The sequence below is a fragment of the Acetobacter okinawensis JCM 25146 genome, assembly GCF_000613865.1.
Lineage (GTDB): Bacteria > Pseudomonadota > Alphaproteobacteria > Acetobacterales > Acetobacteraceae > Acetobacter > Acetobacter okinawensis.
Genome location: NZ_BAJU01000044.1, coordinates 1 through 18,726 on the forward strand (window position 1 = coordinate 1; position 18,726 = coordinate 18,726).

Annotated in this window: 7 protein-coding genes, 1 tRNA gene and 7 pseudogenes; 10 read left to right on the plus strand and 5 right to left on the minus strand. The window is 61.4% G+C overall.

Features of this window, described 5'->3' with window-relative positions; all coding sequences use genetic code 11:
• Positions 1–2,321: pseudogene (locus JCM25146_RS19430) on the minus strand (Rne/Rng family ribonuclease); the annotation flags it as partial.
• A 24-nt stretch (positions 2,322–2,345) separates the two neighbouring features.
• Between JCM25146_RS19430 and JCM25146_RS22195 the strand changes: the two are divergent.
• The gene (locus tag JCM25146_RS22195; protein ID WP_148299099.1) at positions 2,346–2,657 is read left to right on the plus strand and encodes a hypothetical protein; all 312 of its coding nucleotides are present in this window, start codon (positions 2,346–2,348) and stop codon (positions 2,655–2,657) included.
• A 155-nt stretch (positions 2,658–2,812) separates the two neighbouring features.
• Positions 2,813–3,724, plus strand: coding sequence for an N-acetylmuramoyl-L-alanine amidase family protein (locus JCM25146_RS13130; protein ID WP_081774873.1), 912 nt, complete (start codon positions 2,813–2,815; stop codon positions 3,722–3,724).
• Positions 3,725–3,887: 163 nt separating this feature from the next.
• On the opposite strand, the gene JCM25146_RS13135 is transcribed toward JCM25146_RS13130, so the two are convergent.
• A tRNA-Leu gene (locus JCM25146_RS13135) sits at positions 3,888–3,974 on the minus strand.
• Positions 3,975–4,164: 190 nt separating this feature from the next.
• Between JCM25146_RS13135 and JCM25146_RS25180 the strand changes: the two are divergent.
• The 5 genes and pseudogenes from JCM25146_RS25180 to JCM25146_RS19450 all read left to right on the plus strand — a co-directional run bounded on the left by JCM25146_RS25180 (position 4,165) and on the right by JCM25146_RS19450 (position 14,659).
• Positions 4,165–5,122 (plus strand): annotated as a pseudogene (locus JCM25146_RS25180) (complex I NDUFA9 subunit family protein).
• A gap of 196 nt (positions 5,123–5,318) precedes the next feature.
• Positions 5,319–6,764 carry an NAD(P)-dependent oxidoreductase gene (locus tag JCM25146_RS13145; protein ID WP_025828567.1) on the plus strand — a complete coding sequence of 482 codons (1,446 nt, stop codon included), beginning with the start codon at positions 5,319–5,321 and terminating at the stop codon, positions 6,762–6,764.
• Positions 6,764–11,316: pseudogene (gltB, locus tag JCM25146_RS19440) on the plus strand (glutamate synthase large subunit). Before JCM25146_RS13145 ends, gltB begins: the two are co-directional and overlap by 1 nt.
• A 133-nt stretch (positions 11,317–11,449) precedes the next feature.
• A complete protein-coding gene (locus JCM25146_RS19445) occupies positions 11,450–13,294 on the plus strand; it encodes a M3 family oligoendopeptidase (protein ID WP_081774874.1) in 1,845 nt (614 codons plus the stop codon).
• Positions 13,295–13,296: 2 nt separating this feature from the next.
• A pseudogene (locus JCM25146_RS19450) lies at positions 13,297–14,659 on the plus strand (ABC1 kinase family protein).
• 52 nt (positions 14,660–14,711) lie between these two features.
• On the opposite strand, the gene JCM25146_RS13185 reads toward JCM25146_RS19450, so the two are convergent.
• On the minus strand, positions 14,712–15,302 hold the full coding sequence (locus tag JCM25146_RS13185; protein WP_035372673.1) for a hypothetical protein: 591 nt from the start codon (positions 15,300–15,302) through the stop codon (positions 14,712–14,714).
• 239 nt (positions 15,303–15,541) lie between these two features.
• Between JCM25146_RS13185 and ispH the strand changes: the two are divergent.
• The 3 genes and pseudogenes from ispH to rnhA all read left to right on the plus strand — a co-directional run bounded on the left by ispH (position 15,542) and on the right by rnhA (position 18,000).
• Positions 15,542–16,542, plus strand: a pseudogene (ispH, locus tag JCM25146_RS19455) (4-hydroxy-3-methylbut-2-enyl diphosphate reductase).
• Positions 16,543–16,551: 9 nt separating this feature from the next.
• Positions 16,552–17,525: pseudogene (locus JCM25146_RS19460) on the plus strand (homoserine kinase).
• Positions 17,515–18,000 (plus strand): ribonuclease HI, encoded by a 486-nt coding sequence (gene rnhA / locus JCM25146_RS13205; protein WP_025828582.1) that lies wholly within the window; start codon positions 17,515–17,517, stop codon positions 17,998–18,000. The pseudogene JCM25146_RS19460 and the gene rnhA overlap by 11 nt, the downstream one beginning before the upstream one ends.
• Before the next feature lie 138 nt (positions 18,001–18,138).
• Here the strand turns inward: rnhA and JCM25146_RS24115 are convergent, their stop codons facing one another.
• Complete coding sequence (locus tag JCM25146_RS24115) at positions 18,139–18,354, minus strand: hypothetical protein (protein ID WP_025828583.1); 216 nt, start codon at positions 18,352–18,354, stop codon at positions 18,139–18,141.
• Positions 18,345–18,726, minus strand: a pseudogene (locus tag JCM25146_RS24120) (hypothetical protein); the annotation flags it as partial. The gene JCM25146_RS24115 and the pseudogene JCM25146_RS24120, both read right to left, overlap by 10 nt.

The following is an 18,726-nucleotide window of genomic DNA, read 5'->3' on the forward strand; positions in this document are numbered from 1 at the left end:
GCCGGAGCGGGAGCCGCGGGCTCGGCGACTACAGCCGGACGGGCAGGCTCTTTGGCTGCGGGGGCAGGGGCGGCTTGGCCTGCGCACTGTTTCCAGCAGTTCAAAAATATCCGGTCCGTCTCCAAACGGGTTGGCGGGGGTTGGCCCGGTCCATACCGCACGCTGCGGACGAGGGGCTGGCCCTTCGGCAATGGCGACGCGCTGCTCCTGTGCCGAGTCGGAAGGCTGGCGCTGTACGCGTGAGTGGCGTGTACGGCGGCGGCCCGGCACAAGGTGCCCGTCTGCACCCGGTGGGGCGGCAGGTGTAGCCTCTTCCGCCGAGTGGGCGTTTTCGGATTCATCCGCGTCTTCGTCACGAGTGTCGGTTACAGCAGGGGTCCCGTTCTGGGCCTGTGCGTTGCCATTACCACCCCCACGGCGGCGACGACGACGACGGCGGCGGCGCGGTTCCTCATCCCCTGTAGCGGTTTCCGCCGTTTCGGGCAGAGCAGCCGGTGCGGCGTTGGCAGGGGCTGGCAGAGCGGCAACCGGAGTGGGGTCCGCATCCACGTTTTCGACCGGCGGCAACTGCTGCTGCTGCGCCGTATGCGCCGGACGGGCATGGGCATGAGCGCGCCGTTCGATGCGGATTTCCGGCGCGGGCAGTGTGTTGTCGGGGGAGAACAGCACTTCCATCTGGTGGCGCTGTTCGATGTTGGCCAGCCAGTCACGCTTGTTGTTGAGGATGTAGAACGCAATCTCTGCTGCAACATGCACGGTAATGGCGGAGGCCCGGCGGCGTGCGCCTTCCTCTTCCACCGAGCGCAGGACGTGCAGGGCCGAGCTTTCCACACTGCGGGTCATGCCGGTGCCATTGCAGTGCGGGCAGACCGTAAAGGCTGCTTCCGCTACCGAGGGGCGGAGCCGCTGGCGTGACATTTCCAGCAGGCCGAAATGCGAGATGGAGCCGATCTGAATACGGGCGCGGTCATGGCGCAGCGCATCCTTGAGGCGGCGTTCGATTGTGGCGTTGTGGCGGCGGGATTCCATGTCAATAAAGTCAATGACAATCAACCCGGCCAGATCGCGCAGGCGCAACTGGCGTGCCACTTCGTCCGCAGCTTCCTGATTGGTGCGGAAGGCGGTTTCTTCAATATTACGCTGGCTGGTGGCCTTGCCGGAGTTCACGTCAATGGCGACCAGTGCTTCGGTCTGGTTGATGACCAGATACCCACCCGAGCGCAGGGACACCACGGGGGAGAACATGGCGTCCAGATGTCCTTCCACGTTGTAGTGGGTAAAGAGCGGCTGGTGCTCCTTGCTCCACAGGCGCACTTTTTCGGCATGCTGGGGCATGAGCATGCGCATGAAGTCGCGCGCGGCTTTCCACCCGCTCTCACCATCCACTACGATCTCGCTTACATCACGTGTGTACACATCGCGGATGGCGCGTTTGACCAGACTGGCTTCCTCGTAAATCAGGGCCGGGGCCATGGACTGGAGCGTATGTTCGCGAATGTCGTCCCACAGATGGAGCAGGTATTCGCAGTCACGCGTAATTTCGGGGCCGGGGCGCTGGGCACCCGCGGTGCGCACGATCATGGCCATGCCGCGCGGCAGGTTCAGGCTGCTGACAATATCACGCAGGCGGCGGCGGTCGGCAACGGAGGTAATCTTGCGGGACACGCCACCACCACGCAGTGCGTTGGGCATGAGCACGCAGTAACGGCCAGCCAGCGAGACGTAGGTGGTCAGCGCCGCACCCTTGTTGCCGCGTTCTTCCTTGACCACCTGCACCAGCAGAACCTGACGGCGGCGGATAACTTCCTGAATACGGTAATTGCGCAAGAAGCGGGCAATGCGCTTTTGTATCAGCGCTTCTTCACCCGTGTCGGTCTCACCACTGACGTATTCCGGTGCGTCCTGCCGTTCTTCACCGTCTTCACGCGTGTCGGCATCGGCGGCGCCGCGTGTGTCTTCCGCTTCGCTGTCCGTATCGTGCTCGGCTGCATCGTCCTCATCGGAGTCAGCGGCGGCATCGTCCATCAGGGTTTCTTCTTCGGCCTGAAGGGCGAGCAGTTTTTCGCGGTCGGCAACCGGAATCTGGTAATAATCCGGATGAATTTCGCTAAAGGCAAGAAAGCCGTGCCGGTTGCGCCGTATTCAACAAAGGCGGCCTGCAGGCTGGGTTCTACGCGAATAACGCGGGCGAGGTAGATATTGCCTTTGAGCTGCTTTTTTGCAGCAGATTCAACATCATAATCTTCGAGTCTATTTCCGTCCATCACAACAACACGCGTTTCTTCTGCGTGTGTTGCGTCGATCAGCATCCGCTTTGACATAAAAAGAAAAACTCCGGTGCGTTGGTGGCCAGCCTGCGCGGTGCTTTTGCCAACATGGCGCAGCACGGAGCAGGGGCGCTTCCAGCGGGTATAAACAGGCGTGAACTGGAAAACCGAAGGTGCCTGCAAAGCCCGCTGGCAGCCGCGCGCCAGTACCCCGCAGGCATGCCTGTGCCTGTGGTCTGGCGGAGATACTCAGGGCGATGGGGCGAGCTATGGTCGTTTATCCTTCGGTCGTCGCTTTGCGCGGTCCCCGGTCGCATGGTGCTGGCGGATAATGCCGCGCAGACACAACGCCCGGAAGACAGCAGGCAGAGTGCACGGCAGGTACACTAATGCCCAGATGCCATGCACATTAAGCATGACCCAAATGCCGCCAGACTGCAAGCTCTTCGTAATAAAGGCTTGAGGCGGCAAAAGGGTGGTTATTTTTTTGCCATTTTTCGGGCACATTGTCGGGCTTGCAACCTCAAGGATGAAGGCGCGCTTCAATGGCACCGCACAGGCCGCACCACGGGTGGTCAGGCACGCACCTGCTGCTCTCTCCCTCTTCCAGCCTGTCTGTGCCGCGCAGAACTTTTCTCGGTCATGTTGCGGGGGGTGTTGCTGGCTGTGCGGTTCTGGCCGGGGCGGCGCTGCCTGCTCTGGCACGGGCAGGGCATGGGGGTGTGCTGCATGCCCCTGCCGTAGTCGGGCGTGCTGCACCATCCAAGCCGCTGGTCATGCTGGACCCGGGGCACGGGGGCAAAGACCCCGGTGCCATCGGTTTTTCCGGTACATATGAAAAGCATGTGGCGGAGGCGGCGGCGCAGGAACTTTCGCGCCAGTTGCTGGCCACGGGGCGTTACCGTGTGGCGCTGACGCGGGCGAGCGATCATTTTATCCCCCTTGATAGCCGGGTGGATATGGCCCAGCAGCATGGGGCGGCACTCTTTATTTCCATGCATGCGGATGCGTTGCACAATGCAAGTGTGCGTGGGGCCAGTGTGTACACCCATGCGCACGGTGCATCCGATAGCCAGACAGCCGATTTGGCGCGTACGGAAAACAGCGCGGACCGTTTTGGCGGGCCTATGGTGCATGGCGCATCGCCCGAGGTGCAGCAGATTTTGGCCAGTCTGGTTACGGAGGAAACCCGCAAGGGGTCCTCCCATATGGCGCAGGCCGTGGTCTCGGCCTTTCAGTCCCGTGTGCAGCTTTTGACCCACCCGCACCGCCATGCCGCGTTTGCGGTTCTCAAATCCGCGCAGATTCCCTCTGTTCTGGTGGAGATGGGGTTCATGTCCAACAGGCTGGATGAGGCCGCACTGCGGCAGGCGGGGCACAGGGCCATGGTGGCGGGGGCTATGTGCAATGCCGTAAACCGCTATTTTGCCTCTGCCGGGGCTGGTCTGGCGGGGTAAGCTTGTGCTCGCGTGGCATTGGTCTGTAACGTCGTGTGGCGCAGCATTAAGGCGCACCGCCTGAGGCGTTGTGCTGAGCGTGGGATTTACATGAAAGCAGGGGGTAGAAAAGCAGAAGCCCCCTTGCGGGGGCTACTATGCTTACCAATTCTCAAAGAGAATTTGGTGCCCAGAAGAAGACTCGAACTTCCACAACCTTTCGGTCACAGGTACCTGAAACCTGCGCGTCTACCAATTCCGCCATCTGGGCTCAAATGGCAACCCGGAGTGTTCCGGGCTGGTGAAGAGGCATTTACCCCGCACACATGTTAGCGTCAACAGGTAAAATGATTTTTTTTGACGAATTTGTGTCAGCCCCCGCTCTGGCGTGCTGGGGGCGAATGCCACACAGTGGGGTATTGGTATTAAGTGCCAGGCGTTAAAGCAGAGGGAATACGGGCATGAATGGGAACAGAACTGCGGCGGTGCTGGGCGGTAACGGTTTTGTCGGCCAGTATGTTGTGCAGTGTCTGGCGCGGGCCGGGTACACAGTCCGTGTGGCCAGCAGGCGGCCCGACCGGGGGGCTTTGCTCCGCCCCATGGGGCGTGTGGGGCAGGTGGCTCCCTTTTACGCATCCGTGCTTGATGAGAGTACGGTGGCCTGCGTGGTGCGCGGTGCCGATGTGGTGGTTAATCTTGCGGCTGTTCTGTCTTCCTCCTCTGCGCAGAGCCTGCATGCGGTCAATGTGGATGGGGCAGGGCGTGTGGCGCGGCTGGCGGCGGAGGCGGGGGTGGCACGTTACGTGCATATGTCCGCCCTTGGTGTGTCGGAACATGCGCCATCCGCCTATGGACGCAGCCGGGCGGCGGGCGAGGCGCTGGTGCGGCAGTACCGCCCCGATGCCTCCATTGTGCGTCCCTCGGTTATTTTTGGGCCGGAGGACAAGTTTTTTTAACCTGTTCGGTATGCTGGCGCGCTATCTGCCGTTTATGCCGGTTTACGGGGCAACCACGCGCGTGCAGCCTGTTTATGTGGGGGATGTGGCACAGGTTGTGGCGCAGGTGGCGGATGCGCCCGAACTCTCGGGGCGTGTATGGCAGCTTGGTGGGCCTGACGTTATGACCATGCAGGATATTGCGACTTTTGTCTTGCGCCAGACGCAGCGTGACAAGCCGGTGGTGCGTGTACCCATGGCGCTGGCCCGTTTGCAGGCGGCGGTGCTGGAGCGTTTGCCGGGTAAGGTTCTTACGCGGGACCAGTTGCTTATGCTTGCGCAGGATAATGTTGTGCCCCCCACGGAATCGGGGTTCGAGGTGCTGGGTCTTGTGCCGCGCAGCGTGCAGGCCTGTGTGCCGTTTTATCTGGAGCGTTACAGGGCTGGCGGTGGCCGCTCTGGGGTTTTTGTTCCACAACGGTAGGTTGGAGCGAAAAGGGTCCGGAATGAGACGTTTTAAATTGTAAAAAATGCGTATTTTGAGGTCATTCCGGGCTTAAATTTAAAATAGGTAAGTAATGCTGTCTTTTTATCCTGAACGATAACAGGCACGTTCCCTCCTGCTTGATTTTAGGGGGGCGAGGTTTGTCTGCCGCGCCCTTTGTAGCCGGGGATGGCGTATGACAACCAAGATGCTGAAATTTGTCTCCGTTCCGCAAAAGCAGCCACAAAAACGCACGGCGGCTGAGCGGCGGACGGATTTTGACGAAATTTACAATGACTTCAAACCCGAGCAGGCGACCGAGCAGGCCAGCCGCTGCTCGCAGTGTGGTGTGCCGTTCTGTTCCGTGCACTGCCCGTTGGGGAACAACATCCCCGACTGGCTGATGCTCACGGCGCAGGGGCGGCTGGAGGAAGCCTATGGCGTGTCCTCCGCCACAAACACCTTCCCCGAAATCTGTGGCCGCATCTGCCCGCAGGACCGTCTGTGTGAAGGGAGCTGCGTGATCGAGCCGGGGTTTGAGAGCGTCACCATTGGTGCGGTTGAACGCTTTGTAACCGATACGGCGTTCGAGAACGGCTGGGTCAAGCCGGTCACCCCGGTGCGTGAGCGCTCCGAATCCGTGGGTATTGTGGGGGCTGGCCCCGCCGGGCTTGCGGCTGCCGACCAGCTGCGTGCGCAGGGCTATCAGGTCCATGTGTATGACCGGTACGACCGCGTGGGCGGGCTACTGGTTTATGGTATTCCCGGCTTCAAGCTTGAAAAGCATATTGTCGCACGCAGGCACGAACTGCTGGCGGAAGGTGGGGTTGTGTTCCACCTTGGCCAAGGCATTGGCTCTGGCGCGGGCGAGTTGTCCTTTGCCGAGCTGCGCGGGCGGCATAATGCGGTGCTGATTGCAACCGGCGTGTACAAATCCCGCGCAATTGGCGGTCCCGGTGCAGGCCTTGCAGGGATTGAGAAGGCGCTGGACTACCTGACGGCCTCCAACCGCCGCTCTTTGGGCGATGTACTGCCTGAAGACGCACAGGCGCTGGATGCAGCAGGTAAAAATGTGGTGGTGCTCGGCGGTGGCGATACGGCCATGGACTGCGTGCGCACGGCCATTCGTCAGGGTGCCAAATCCGTACGCTGCCTCTACCGCCGTGACCGCGCGAACATGCCCGGCTCCACGCGGGAGGTAAAGAATGCGGAGGAGGAAGGCGTGCAGTTTGAATGGCTGGCCGCCCCCGAGGCATTCCTTGGTGACACACACGTCACAGGCGTGCGCGCATCCCGCATGAAGCTGGGCCTGCCCGATGCCTCGGGCCGCCAGTCGGTCGAACCGCTGGAAGGGTCTTCCTTTACGCTGGACGCCGATCTGGTGATTGCAGCCCTCGGCTTTGACCCCGAACCCCTGCCGCAGTTGTGGGATGAACCCGCGCTGGCGGCCTCGCGTTGGGGTACGCTCAAGGTGGACCAGAAGAGCTTCATGACCTCGCTGCCCGGTGTGTTTGCGGCAGGGGATATTGTACGTGGGGCCAGTCTGGTCGTGTGGGCGATCAAGGACGGGCGGGAAGCTGCCCAGAGCATCCATGAGTGGATCAGGGCCGATGCAACGGCTCGTACGGCGGAGCAGGGATAATGGATATGGAACAGTTTTCGCACACTGTTTCCGCTGAAAGCGGTGAAGAGTTTCTCAAGGCGTGGGACGCCAACGTGCAAGCCCTCGACGGGCTGTATGACCCGGCGGATGAGCGCGATTCCTGCGGTGTGGGCCTTGTGGCGGCCCTCGATGGCAAGCGCCGCCGCGAGGTGGTGGAGGCCGGCATTGCAGCCTGAAGGCCATCTGGCACCGTGGCGCGGTTGATGCTGATGGCAAAACAGGCGATGGCGCGGGTATTCATGTGGAAATTCCGCAGGAATTTTTTGCCGACGCCATTACCAGCACAGGTGACCGCCCCAGCGATGGCCCCATTGCTGTGGGGCAGGTGTTCCTGCCCAAGACCGATTTTGTGGCGCAGGAACAGTGCCGCCAGATTATCGAAACCCAGATTCTGGCCTTTGGCTATGGCATTTACGGCTGGCGGCAGGTGCCGATCGACACCTCCTGCATTGGGGAAAAAGCCAATGCCACCCGCCCCGAAATCGAGCAGATTCTCATCCGCAACCTGCCGGGTAAAACGGAGGAGGCATTTGAGCGCGATCTGTACGTTATCCGCCGCCGGATAGAAAAAGCCGCCATTGCAGCGCAGGTGGACCTGTATATCTGCTCGCTGTCATGCCGCTCGCTTATCTATAAGGGCATGTTCCTTGCCGAACATCTGACCGAGTTCTACCCAGACCTGCTGGACGAGCGCTTTGTCAGCCGCTTTGCCATCTACCACCAGCGTTATTCAACCAACACCTTCCCCACATGGAAGCTGGCGCAGCCGTTCCGTCGCCTTGCCCATAATGGTGAGATCAACACCATCTCGGGCAACATCAACTGGATGAAAAGCCACGAAACGCGCCTGTCCCACCCCGACCTTGACCCGTGGATGGCCGATATCAAACCGTTGGTGCAGGCTGGTGGGTCGGATACGGCTACGCTGGACAACGTGTTTGAACTGCTGACCTTTGCCGGGCGCGATGCCCCGTCGGCCAAGGCGCTGATGATCCCGGCCAGTGTCGGCGGCAATGCGGCCATGAAGCCCGCCCACCGCGACATGTTCACCTACTGCAATGCGGTTATGGAACCGTGGGATGGCCCCGCAGCCCTGTGTGCGACCGATGGCCGCTGGGTTGTGGCTGGTCTGGACCGCTCCGGTCTGCGCCCGCTGCGCTATACTGTGACCACCGACAACCTGCTGATTGTCGGGTCGGAGACCGGCATGGTCCGTGTGCCTGAAAACGCCATTGTCAGCCGTGGCCGCCTTGGCCCGGGCGAGATGATCGGCGTGGATCTGGACGAAGCCAGACTGTACGGCAACAGCGCGCTGCTGGATGTGCTGTCCTCCCGTCAGGATTTTTCGGACTGGATCAAGCGGACCCAGAAGATCGGCACCTTGTCCGCTCGGATGTGACCGAGCCGGTCTATTACAAGGGGGATGAACTGCGCCGCCGCCAGCTGGCTGTTGGCACTACGCTCGAAGAGCTGGAAACCCTGCTCCACCCGATGGTGGAAGACGCGAGCGAAGCCATTGGCTCCATGGGGGATGACACGCCTCTGGCTGTGCTGTCTCCGCGTTACCGTGGCCTGTCGCACTACTTCCGCCAGATGTTCAGCCAGGTGACCAACCCGCCCATCGACAGCCTGCGTGAAGCCGGGGTGATGAGCCTTGCCACACGGCTTGGCAACCTTGGCAACATTCTGGACCAGTCGGCCGAGCAGTGCGACATGCTGCAACTGCCCAGCCTGTGCTGACATCGGGCGAGTATGAGGCTCTGCGTGGCTTCTGCGGTGCATCGGCCAGTGTCATCGACTGCACCTTCCCCGCGTGCGATGGAGAGGCTGGCCTGCGTGAGGCCATTGCCCGCATCCGCCGCGAGGCGGAGGAAAGTGTGCGTGGCGGCTGTACCCATGTGTTCCTCACGGATGAGGCCCAGTCCCCCGACCGGGCTTCCATCCCCATGATTCTGGCTACGGGGGCTGTGCATACCCATCTGGTCCGCACGTCCCTGCGTACGTTCACCTCGCTTAACGTGCGCACGTCCACGGCACTGGATGTGCATGCCATTGCCGTAACCATTGGTGTGGGCGCCACAACGGTTAACCCGTATCTGGCGCAGGAAAGCATTGCAGACCGCCACCGCCGTGGCCTGTTTGGCAGCCGCAGCCTGCGTGAGTGCATGGAGCGTTACCGCAAGGCGGTGGACAAGGGGCTGCTCAAGATCATGTCCAAAATGGGCATTTCCATTGTGGCGTCTTACCGTGGTGGCTGCAATTTTGAGGCAGTGGGCCTGTCGCGCGCCCTGACGGCGGAATTCTTCCCCGGTATGCCCTCGCGCATTTCTGGTATTGGTCTGTCGGGCATTGCACGCAATGCGCTGAGCTTCCACGAGCAGGCATGGGGTTCGGCCTCGGCCCTGACCCTGCCTGTGGGCGGGCTGTACAAGCTGCGCCGCAGTGGGGAGCAGCACGCATTTGATGGCGGGCTGATCCATATGCTCCAGACCGCCGTGGCCACAGACAGCTTTACCATCTACCAGCGCTACGCCGATGCAGTGCGCGCCCAGCCCCCCGTGGCGCTGCGCGACCTGCTCGACTTCCGTGATGGGCGTACGCCTATTCCGGTGGAAGAGGTGGAAAGCATTACGCAGCTGCGCAAACGCCTGATCTCGCCCGCTATCTCTCTCGGCGCACTCAGCCCCGAAGCGCATGAAACACTCTCCATCGCCATGAACCGGATTGGCGCCAAGTCCGATTCCGGTGAGGGGGGGGAAGACCCGGCACGCGCAAAGCCGCGCCCCAATGGGGATAACGCGTCCTCGGCCATCAAGCAGGTGGCATCGGGTCGCTTTGGGGTGACCGCGCAGTATCTCAATGACTGCCGAGAGCTGGAAATCAAGGTGGCTCAGGGTGCCAAGCCGGGTGAGGGCGGGCAGTTGCCCGGCTTCAAGGTGACCGAGCTAATTGCCAAGCTGCGCCATGCCACACCGGGGGTCACGCTGATCTCGCCCCCGCCGCACCACGATATTTACTCGATCGAGGATCTGGCACAGCTTATTTATGACCTCAAGCAGATCAACCGGATGCCAGCGTAACCGTTAAACTGGTCGCACGTTCGGGCATTGGCACCATTGCCGCAGGTGTGGCCAAGGCCAAGGCTGATGCCATTCTCATTTCCGGCCATTCGGGTGGCACGGGGGCAAGTCCGGTCAGCTCCATTAAATACGCGGGTCTGCCGTGGGAGCTGGGGCTGGCGGAAACGCATCAGGTGCTCATGCTCAACCGTCTGCGCCACCGTGTGCGCCTGCGCGCCGATGGCGGGATCAAAACCGGGCGTGACGTGGTGATTGCCGCTATGCTGGGGGCGGAAGAGTTTGGCATTGGTACGGCCAGCCTTGTGGCCATGGGCTGCATTATGGTGCGCCAGTGCCACTCCAACACCTGCCCGGTTGGCGTGTGCTCGCAGGACCCGGCCATGCGCGCCAAGTTTGAAGGCACGCCAGAGAAGGTCATCAACCTGTTCTCGTTCATTGCGGAGGATGTGCGTAACATTCTGGCCTCCCTTGGCTTCCGCACACTTAACGAGATTATTGGCCGCACCGACCTGCTGCGTCAGGTCTCACGCGGGGCAGATTATCTGGACGATCTGGACCTGAACTCCCTGCTCTCGCAGGCAGACCCGGGGCCATACGCGCGCTATTGCACGCTGGAGGGCCGGAACGAGGTCCCCGACACGCTGGACGCGCAGATGATCAACGATGCCCGCCCGCTGTTCGAGCATGGGGAGAAAATGCAGCTGCACTACAATGTGCAGAACACCCAGCGCGCCATTGGCACGCGCATTTCCTCGCTGATTGTGCGCCAGTTCGGCATGAAAACGCTGGCACCGGGCCACCTGACCGTGCGTCTGCGCGGTTCTGCCGGGCAGTCCCTTGGTGCGTTTGCCGTGCAGGGGCTCAAGCTGGAAGTGCTGGGTGACGCCAACGACTACGTGGGTAAGGGTCTGTCGGGGGCGACCATTACGGTCCGTCCTTCACCATCCTCCACGCTGGCGTCCAACCAGAACGCCATTATTGGCAACACCGTGCTGTATGGCGCAACCGCAGGTGAACTGTATGCGGCAGGGCAGGCGGGCGAGCGCTTTGCGGTGCGTAACTCGGGTGCCATAGCGGTGATCGAGGGCTGCGGTTCCAACTGTTGCGAATACATGACCGGTGGCACCGTTGTGGTGCTGGGGGAAGTGGGCGACAACTTTGGCGCGGGCTTTACCGGCGGTATGGCCTTTGTGCTGGACAGCACTGGGGGCTTTACCAAGCGCATCAACCCCGAAGCTCTTTTGTGGTCGCGTGTGAGTGATCCCGAATGGGCAGAAAAACTGCGCGCTCTGGTCGAACGGCACGTGGAGGAAACGGGCTCGGCCTATGCCTCCATGCTGCTGCATAAGTGGGACGAGGTTCTGCCCCAGTTCTGGCAGATTGTGCCCAAGGATTATGCCAAAATCATCGGCTTTAGCGTGGACGGTGCGGAGCAGGCCAGATCGGCCTGAGCCAGCCTTTAGCAGATGTGAACAGACAGAACGGGCGGGGGCTTATGGCTCCCGCCCGTTTTGCCGTTCTGGTGCTTTGTCTTTGCATGCAAGGGCTCTCGCCTCTGGTGGATTTGCGCGGTAGAGTGGGGGCATGGAACATACCGCGCATTTTTCCCGTTCGCTGTCACTTCCGCTCATGGCGGCGGAAGCCGGACCTGCCTCCTCCTCCGCCCAAGGGACCAGCACCCTGCCGCGCTGGGACCTCTCGGCCCTGTACGCGGGCATGGATGACCCGGCACTGGAGGCCGATCTGGCGGCTGCCACCGCTGCGGCCAAGAGCTTTGCCCGCCTCTACCAAGGTAAGCTGGGCAGCCTGAGTGGCGCGCAACTGGCGCAGGCCCTGAGCGAATTTGAAGAGATAGAGGAAAAACTGGGCCGCGCTGGCTCCTATGCCTCTTTGCTGTTTGCTGCGGATTCGTCCGATGCGGCCATCAGCCGCTTCAGCCAGTCCATTAACGAACGACTGACCGATATTTCCACCGACCTTCTGTTCTTCGGGCTGGAACTCAATCGGCTGGAGGAGGCCGACCTTCAGGCCAAGGTGCAGGACCCGGCTCTTGCCCGCTGGCAGCCGTACCTGCGTGACGTACGCATGTACCGCCCGCACCAGCTTGGCGATGACGTGGAAAAGGTGCTGCTGGAAAAATCGGTCACCGGCGCGCAGGCGTGGTGCCGCCTGTTTGATGAGACCATAGCCGCTCTGCGGGTCACGGTGGATGGGCAGACCATGCCGGTGGGCGATGCGCTCAACCGTCTGTCCGATACGGACCGCGCCGTGCGTGAGCGGGCAGGCAAGGCGGTAGGGGCGGTGTTTGAGGGCAACGTTCGCCTGTTTGCACTCATTACCAACACGCTGGCCAAGGATAAATCCATCTCCGATGGGCTGCGGCATTTTGCCCGCCCGACCTCCTCGCGCAATCTGTCCAATATGGTGGAGGACGAGGTGGTGGATGCTCTGGTCTCCGCCGTGCGTACCGACTACCCGCGCCTGTCCCACCGCTATTACAGCCTCAAGGCCAAATGGATGGGGCTGGACAAGCTGGAACACTGGGACCGTAATGCCCCCCTGCCAGGGTGTGAGGACCGCCAGATTCCGTGGACCGAGGCCAAATCCATTGTGCAAAAGGCGTATGACGGGTTTGACCCGCGCATGGGCAAGGTCATCAACACCTTCCTGACCAGCCCGTGGATTGATGTGCCGCCTGCACCGGGCAAATCCCCCGGTGCGTTTGCTCATCCCACCGTGCCATCGGCCCACCCCTATATCCTGCTCAACTACCACGGCCGCATCCGCGATGTGATGACGCTGGCGCACGAGCTTGGTCACGGCGTGCATCAGGTGCTGGCGGCAAAGCAGGGTTATCTTATGTCCGATACGCCCCTCACACTGGCCGAGACCGCCAGTGTGTTTGGCGAGATGCTGACCTTCCAGTCCCTGCTGGACGGGGAAAAAGACCCCACCCGCCGCCGTCTGCTGCTGGCTGGCAAGGTGGAGGACATGCTCAACACCGTGGTGCGCCAGATTGCGTTCTATGAGTTTGAGACCCGCGTGCATGACGAGCGCAAAAAAGGCGAGCTCCTGCCCGAGCAGATTGGCGCAATCTGGCGCGCGGTCCAGACCGAGAGCCTTGGCCCGGCCTTTAACTTTACACCCGAATACGATGTGTTCTGGGCGTATATTCCCCACTTTATCCATTCACCTTTCTATGTATACGCCTATGCATTCGGGGATTGTCTGGTCAACGCGCTGTACAAAGTGTTCAGCGAAGGGGCTCCGGGTTTTCAGGATAAATACATCACCATGCTTCAGGCTGGGGGGACGCTGCGGCATAAGGAACTGCTGGCCCCGTTCGGGCTGGATGCATCGGACCCCGGTTTCTGGCGCAAGGGGCTGGACGTGATTTCCGGCTTTATTGACCAACTGGAGCAGGACTGAGCATGGCGCGCGATCTGGATAACTCCGGCATGTTCGGGGAGTTGCGGCGTATGGTGCAGACCACCGGCACGGTGGGGGGCATTGCCGCACGTCTGGCTGGGCATAAAATGGGCATCCGCTCCGGTGGTGCAACCCATGCGGAGGACCTTAAGTCCGTTCTGGGCGGGCTTAAAGGCCCGTTGATGAAGGCAGCCCAGCTTCTGGCCACCATTCCCGGTGCCTTGCCCGAAGAATATGCGGAGGAACTGGCCCAGCTCCAGTCCAACGCGCCACCCATGGGCTGGAACTTTGTGCGCCGCCGTATGACAGCGGAACTGGGAGCAGGGTGGGAGAAGAACTTCCGCGCCTTTGGCAAGGAGGCTGCTGCTGCGGCAAGCCTTGCAGGTGCATCAGGCTATTCTGGCAGATGGCCGCAAGGTGGCCTGCAAGCTCCAGTACCCGGACATGAACTCGGCAGTGGAGGCGGATCTCAAGCAGTTCCGCATGGCCATTGGGGTGTACCACAAGCTCGACAACGCCATCCGTCAGGATGATGTGGTGGAGGAGCTGGCCGAACGCCTGCGTGAGGAACTGGACTACCGGCGCGAGGCCGCGAATATGCGGCTCTACCACAACATTGTGCAGGGCTGCCCGGATGTAACTGTGCCACTCCCCGTGGACGCGCTGAGCACGCGCCGCCTGCTGACCATGGAATGGGTGGCGGGCCAGAACCTGAATGCCGCCATCAAGGCCGGGTTAAGCGAAGAGCAGAAAAAAAAGATCGCCCGCGCCCTGTTCCGCGGCTGGTATGTGCCGCTCTACCAGTACGGTGTGGTGCATGGCGACCCGCATATGGGCAACTTTACCCTGCGTGAGGATGGCGGGCTGAACCTGCTGGACTTTGGGGCAATCCGTATTTTTCGGCCCTCGTTCATTCAGGGGAATATCGACCTGTACAACGCCCTGCGCACAAAGGACGAGGATCTGGCCGCCCATGCGTACGAGGCATGGGGCTTCCGCGACCTGTCGCGCGAGAAGGTGCGTGTGCTGAACGAATGGGCCAGCCTGCTCTACGCCCCGCTGATGGACGACCGCGAGCGCTATATTCAGGAAGAGAACACCCCTGAACATGGGCGCGAGGTGCTCAGCCGCGTGCATGAAGGGCTGCAAAAAACGGGGGGGGTGCGCCTGCCGCGCGAATTTGTGCTGGTGGACCGTTCCGCCATTGGCCTTGGCTCGGTCTTTATGCGGCTCAAGGTCAAGATGAACTGGAGCGAACTGTTCCACGAGATTGTGGAAGGGTTTGACGAGCAGGCCCTGACCGAGCGGCAGAATGCCGCCATCAGGGAAGCCCGCTTCCCGCCGGATGCCCCTCCGGCCACCTGAGCGGGTGAGCTGCGCCTTTTGGCGCAGCCCCTACGCCCCGTGTAGGCGGCGCTCAGTACGCCTGATAGGTCGCGTGTTTGAGGTGGAGCTGGTTATACTCAAGCTGGTGTGGGCTGAGTTGGAAGCCCACCTCAAACCGGTAATCGGAATCAACATTGCGGGGAGGGATCGGCAGGTCGATCGTAATGATCTTGCTGATCGTATCAAAGGTCGCAAGGTTGGCGGGGAATGTGACCGTGTGGCGGAAGATGTGCTTGTTCACTATCCGGTCCCCGTGCAGCACGGCAATAAACCACGGTATGTTCAGTGTTTCCGTGGTGGAGGCAGGGCCACGCTCCACTGTAATATGGAGTGCGACTCGGGTTTTCAGGTCCTTGGGGCCACCGGCCGAGCATTCGCCCTCCAGCTTGACAATGCTGGCCCGCGCTATCAGATCACCAAAACTGGTGCCTTTTCCGTTGTAAAGGTAATAGTCCGCCGCTTCGGACGGAATATGTGTCACGGGGCAGGCTGGCGCAAATTCGGTTGAGGTGGTTTCCCCCCCTCCGCACCCTGTCAGCGCCGTCATCAGGCCCATGGCCAGTGCGCCAGAAGCGGTTACGCGGGGGAGCAGGCTGCGCAGGCGGGTAAAAACATAAGGCATGGAGGAATCCGGCATTGATGGGGTGGAGGAACAAAAATGGGTGACGCACCAACCCGTTACACCCCTGCGGGCGTGTGTTTCACGTCTTGAATGCTGCAAAACGGGTTGCATCACATGCGTCCTTTGCGTAGGCCACAACTGCCACGGCCTTTACCGGGTTTCGGGCGTAGCCTGTTTTCAATATGCTTCTTCATAGCCAGTTTTCTTCTATACAGCCCGCTGCAACTTTGGGGAACACCATGCCCGATCAAACTGACACCCACACGACCACTCAGAGCACGGATGCCCGGCATGGCCGCTCGCTCAAGGTCCTTCTGGCTGGCCCGCGCGGCTTTTGCGCCGGGGTGGACCGTGCCATCCGCGTTGTGGAGGAGGCCATCCGCCGCTATGGCGCGCCGGTTTACGTCCGGCACGAGATTGTTCACAACCGCACCGTCGTAGAGGAACTGGAGGCACAGGGTGCCATTTTTGTGGAGGAACTCGATGAGGTCCCCGCAGATGGTCATGTGGTTTTTTCCGCCCACGGTGTGCCTAAAACCGTGCCAGCCGAGCTGAACGCCGCAACCTGCTGTACCTGGATGCCACATGCCCGCTGGTCTCCAAGGTCCACCGCGAGGCCGAGCGCCATTATGCCGCTGGTGGCCCGGACAGCCGCCATATTCTGATGATCGGCCATGCCGGTCACCCTGAGGTCGTCGGAACCATGGGCCAGCTCCCCGCCGGAGCCGTAACCCTGATTAACGATGCGGACGAAGCCCGCAGCGTGCAGCCCGCTGACCCCTCCATGCTGGCGTTTATCACCCAGACCACGCTCTCTGTTGATGATACGGCAGAAATTGTGGACATCCTGCGTGAGCGCTTCCCCCTGATTGAAGGGCCCAAGCGGGAGGATATCTGCTACGCCACCACCAACCGGCAGGAAGCGGTCAAGACCATAGCCCCCGAGTGCGATCTGGTGATTGTTATTGGCTCGCCCAACTCCTCCAACTCCCAGCGCCTGCGCGAAGTGGCCGAGCGCTCCGGTGCGGCCCGTGCCCTGCTGGTCCCCCGGCTGGACGCGCTGGACTGGTCGGTGCTGGACGGTGTGGGCACGCTGGGCATTACAGCCGGTGCCTCTGCTCCGGAAGCGCTGGTGCAGGAAATGCTGGCCGAAATGGCCAAGCGTTACACCCTGTGCATTGAAGAACGGATCGTGAAGGAAGAAAACGTCACATTCCGCCTTCCTGCACCGTTGGGCTAAAGGTGGTTCATGGCCGTTTATACGGACGTTAGCGACGAGGCGCTGCAGGAGTTTCTGGCAGATTTTGCCATTGGCTCCCTTGTAGCGTTCCGTGGCATTGCCGAAGGGGTTGAGAACAGCAACTTCCAGCTTCGTACAACGGAGGGGGACTATATCCTCACCCTGTACGAAAAGCGGGTGAATGCGCGTGAACTCCCTTGGTTTTTGGGCCTTATGCAGCACCTCGCGCGTGAGGGGGTGACCTGCCCGCAGCCTGTGGCTGACAGGCAGGGCATTACGCTCAAAACCCTTGCAGGCCGTCCTGCGGCCATTACCACCTTTTTGCCCGGTGTGTGGCCCCGTACCGTGCGGCTTGAGCATTGCCGCCCCCTTGGGCGCGCTCTGGCCCAGCTACATGCGGCAGGCCGCTCCTACGCGCCAGAACGCCCCAATGCGCTGGGGCCACAGGCATGGGCGCCGTTGCTGCAAAGTTGCGCCAATGGGGCAGATGCGGTGCAGCCGGGTTTACAGGCGGAGCTGGAACAGGCTCTTGCCCATATTGTGCCCGCATGGCCGGGCCATGGGCAGAACGCCCCCCTGCCGCGCGGCAGATCCATGCTGACCTGTTCCCCGATAACGTGTTTTTTCTCCACAACACCCTGTCGGGTCTGATCGACTTTTACTTTGCCTGCACGGATTATCTGGCCTTTGACGTGGCCATCTGCCTGAATGCATGGTGCTTCCAGCCCGATGGTGCGTTCAACGTCACCTTCGCCCGGCAGATGTTGCTGGGGTATGAGGACGTGCGCGTGCTTGAGGATGTGGAGCGTGCGGCCATGCCTGTTCTGGCGCAGGGGGCGGCCATGCGCTTTTTGCTCACCCGGCTGTATGACTGGATCAACACCCCGGCCGATGCGCTGGTAACACCTAAAAACCCGTTGGATTACCTCCGCCGGTTACGGTTCCATCTGGCAACGCAAAGTGTGGGTGGTTATGGACTCTGAGACGTCATCCGCAGGGGCGGAAAACCGGATGCAGGTTGAAATCTGGACCGATGGGGGGTGCAAGCCCAACCCCGGTCCGGGTGGCTGGGGTGTGCTGCTGCGCTGCAAAGGCGTTGAGCGTGAACTCTCCGGTGGGGAGCTTGCCACGACCAACAACCGCATGGAACTGACTGCCGCCGCCGAGGCGCTGGAAGCGCTGAAAAAACCCTGCACCGTAAACCTGCATACCGATAGCGAATATGTGCGTAACGGCATTACGCGCTGGCATACAGGCTGGGTGCGCCGCAACTGGCGCAATGCAGCGGGTGACCCGGTGGCCAATATGGATTTGTGGCGGCGTCTGTTGGATGCTGCCAAGCCGCATGATGTCTCTTGGCATTGGGTTAAAGGGCATTCCGGTGTGCCGGAGAACGAGCAGGTAGATCAGTTGGCAACTGAAGCGCGTATTCGCATGGAAGAGCAGACAGGCGCGTAACAGCGCCTGTCTGCTCATCTCCACATTTTTTAATCCCTGTTTTGTAAACCGTGCGGGGCATGTTCCCCCCACGCGCAGCCGCCTGTGGACGCCGTACCACAGGAATTAGGCGTATGACGCCCCCCGGTGATGCGGTCCTTATTGCTCCATGTCTGACTGGTAGAGGTCGATGTAGTCCTGCGGGTCGCCGGGTTTGGCATTTTTGGGCTGGCCGATGACCCGCACATAAATTCTGGTGGACGGTGTGCCCCCGTTCATGAGCACGCTGCGGGCTGCAAGCCCACGGGCCAGTGCCATGCGGCGGGGAAGGGAGATGTCATCCGCTGCACCCGAGCTATAGGCGTTTACCAGCACGCGCACATGCGGCTTGTAGGCAAGATTTTGGCCAAATGCCAGAATGGCTGATGTGTCTCGGGGTTCAGGTCGGCTGAGCCGGGGGCAAATGTCAGGCGGATGCCGCTGGGAATGGGGGTGACAACACCCTTTGCCTGCGCCTGCACCGTGGGCTGCGGCGGAATGGGGAAGGGGTGAATCTCCACATCTGATGGTGCGGGGGTCAGTTGCGGCAGGGGTGGTGGCGCATTGGGTATGGTGGCTTCCGGTGGTGGCCGGGTTGGCGTGGTGGCAGGGTGCGCGCCCGGAGTTGCACTGGCCCCTTGCCCCAGTGCGGGAGCGGCTCCACCCGCAGGAGCAGGAGCAGGAGCAGGAGCAGGAGCAGGAGCAGGA

Bases quoted from the DNA above. Each gene is read 5' to 3' on its own strand.
- JCM25146_RS13130 (WP_081774873.1), top strand. From the start codon at position 2,813: ATGGCACCGCACAGGCCGCACCACGGGTGGTCAGGCACGCACCTGCTG.
- JCM25146_RS13185 (WP_035372673.1), bottom strand. From the start codon at position 15,302: ATGCCTTATGTTTTTACCCGCCTGCGCAGCCTGCTCCCCCGCGTAACC.
- rnhA (WP_025828582.1), top strand. From the start codon at position 17,515: ATGGACTCTGAGACGTCATCCGCAGGGGCGGAAAACCGGATGCAGGTT.
- JCM25146_RS19445 (WP_081774874.1), top strand. From the start codon at position 11,450: ATGGAACATACCGCGCATTTTTCCCGTTCGCTGTCACTTCCGCTCATG.
- JCM25146_RS13145 (WP_025828567.1), top strand. From the start codon at position 5,319: ATGACAACCAAGATGCTGAAATTTGTCTCCGTTCCGCAAAAGCAGCCA.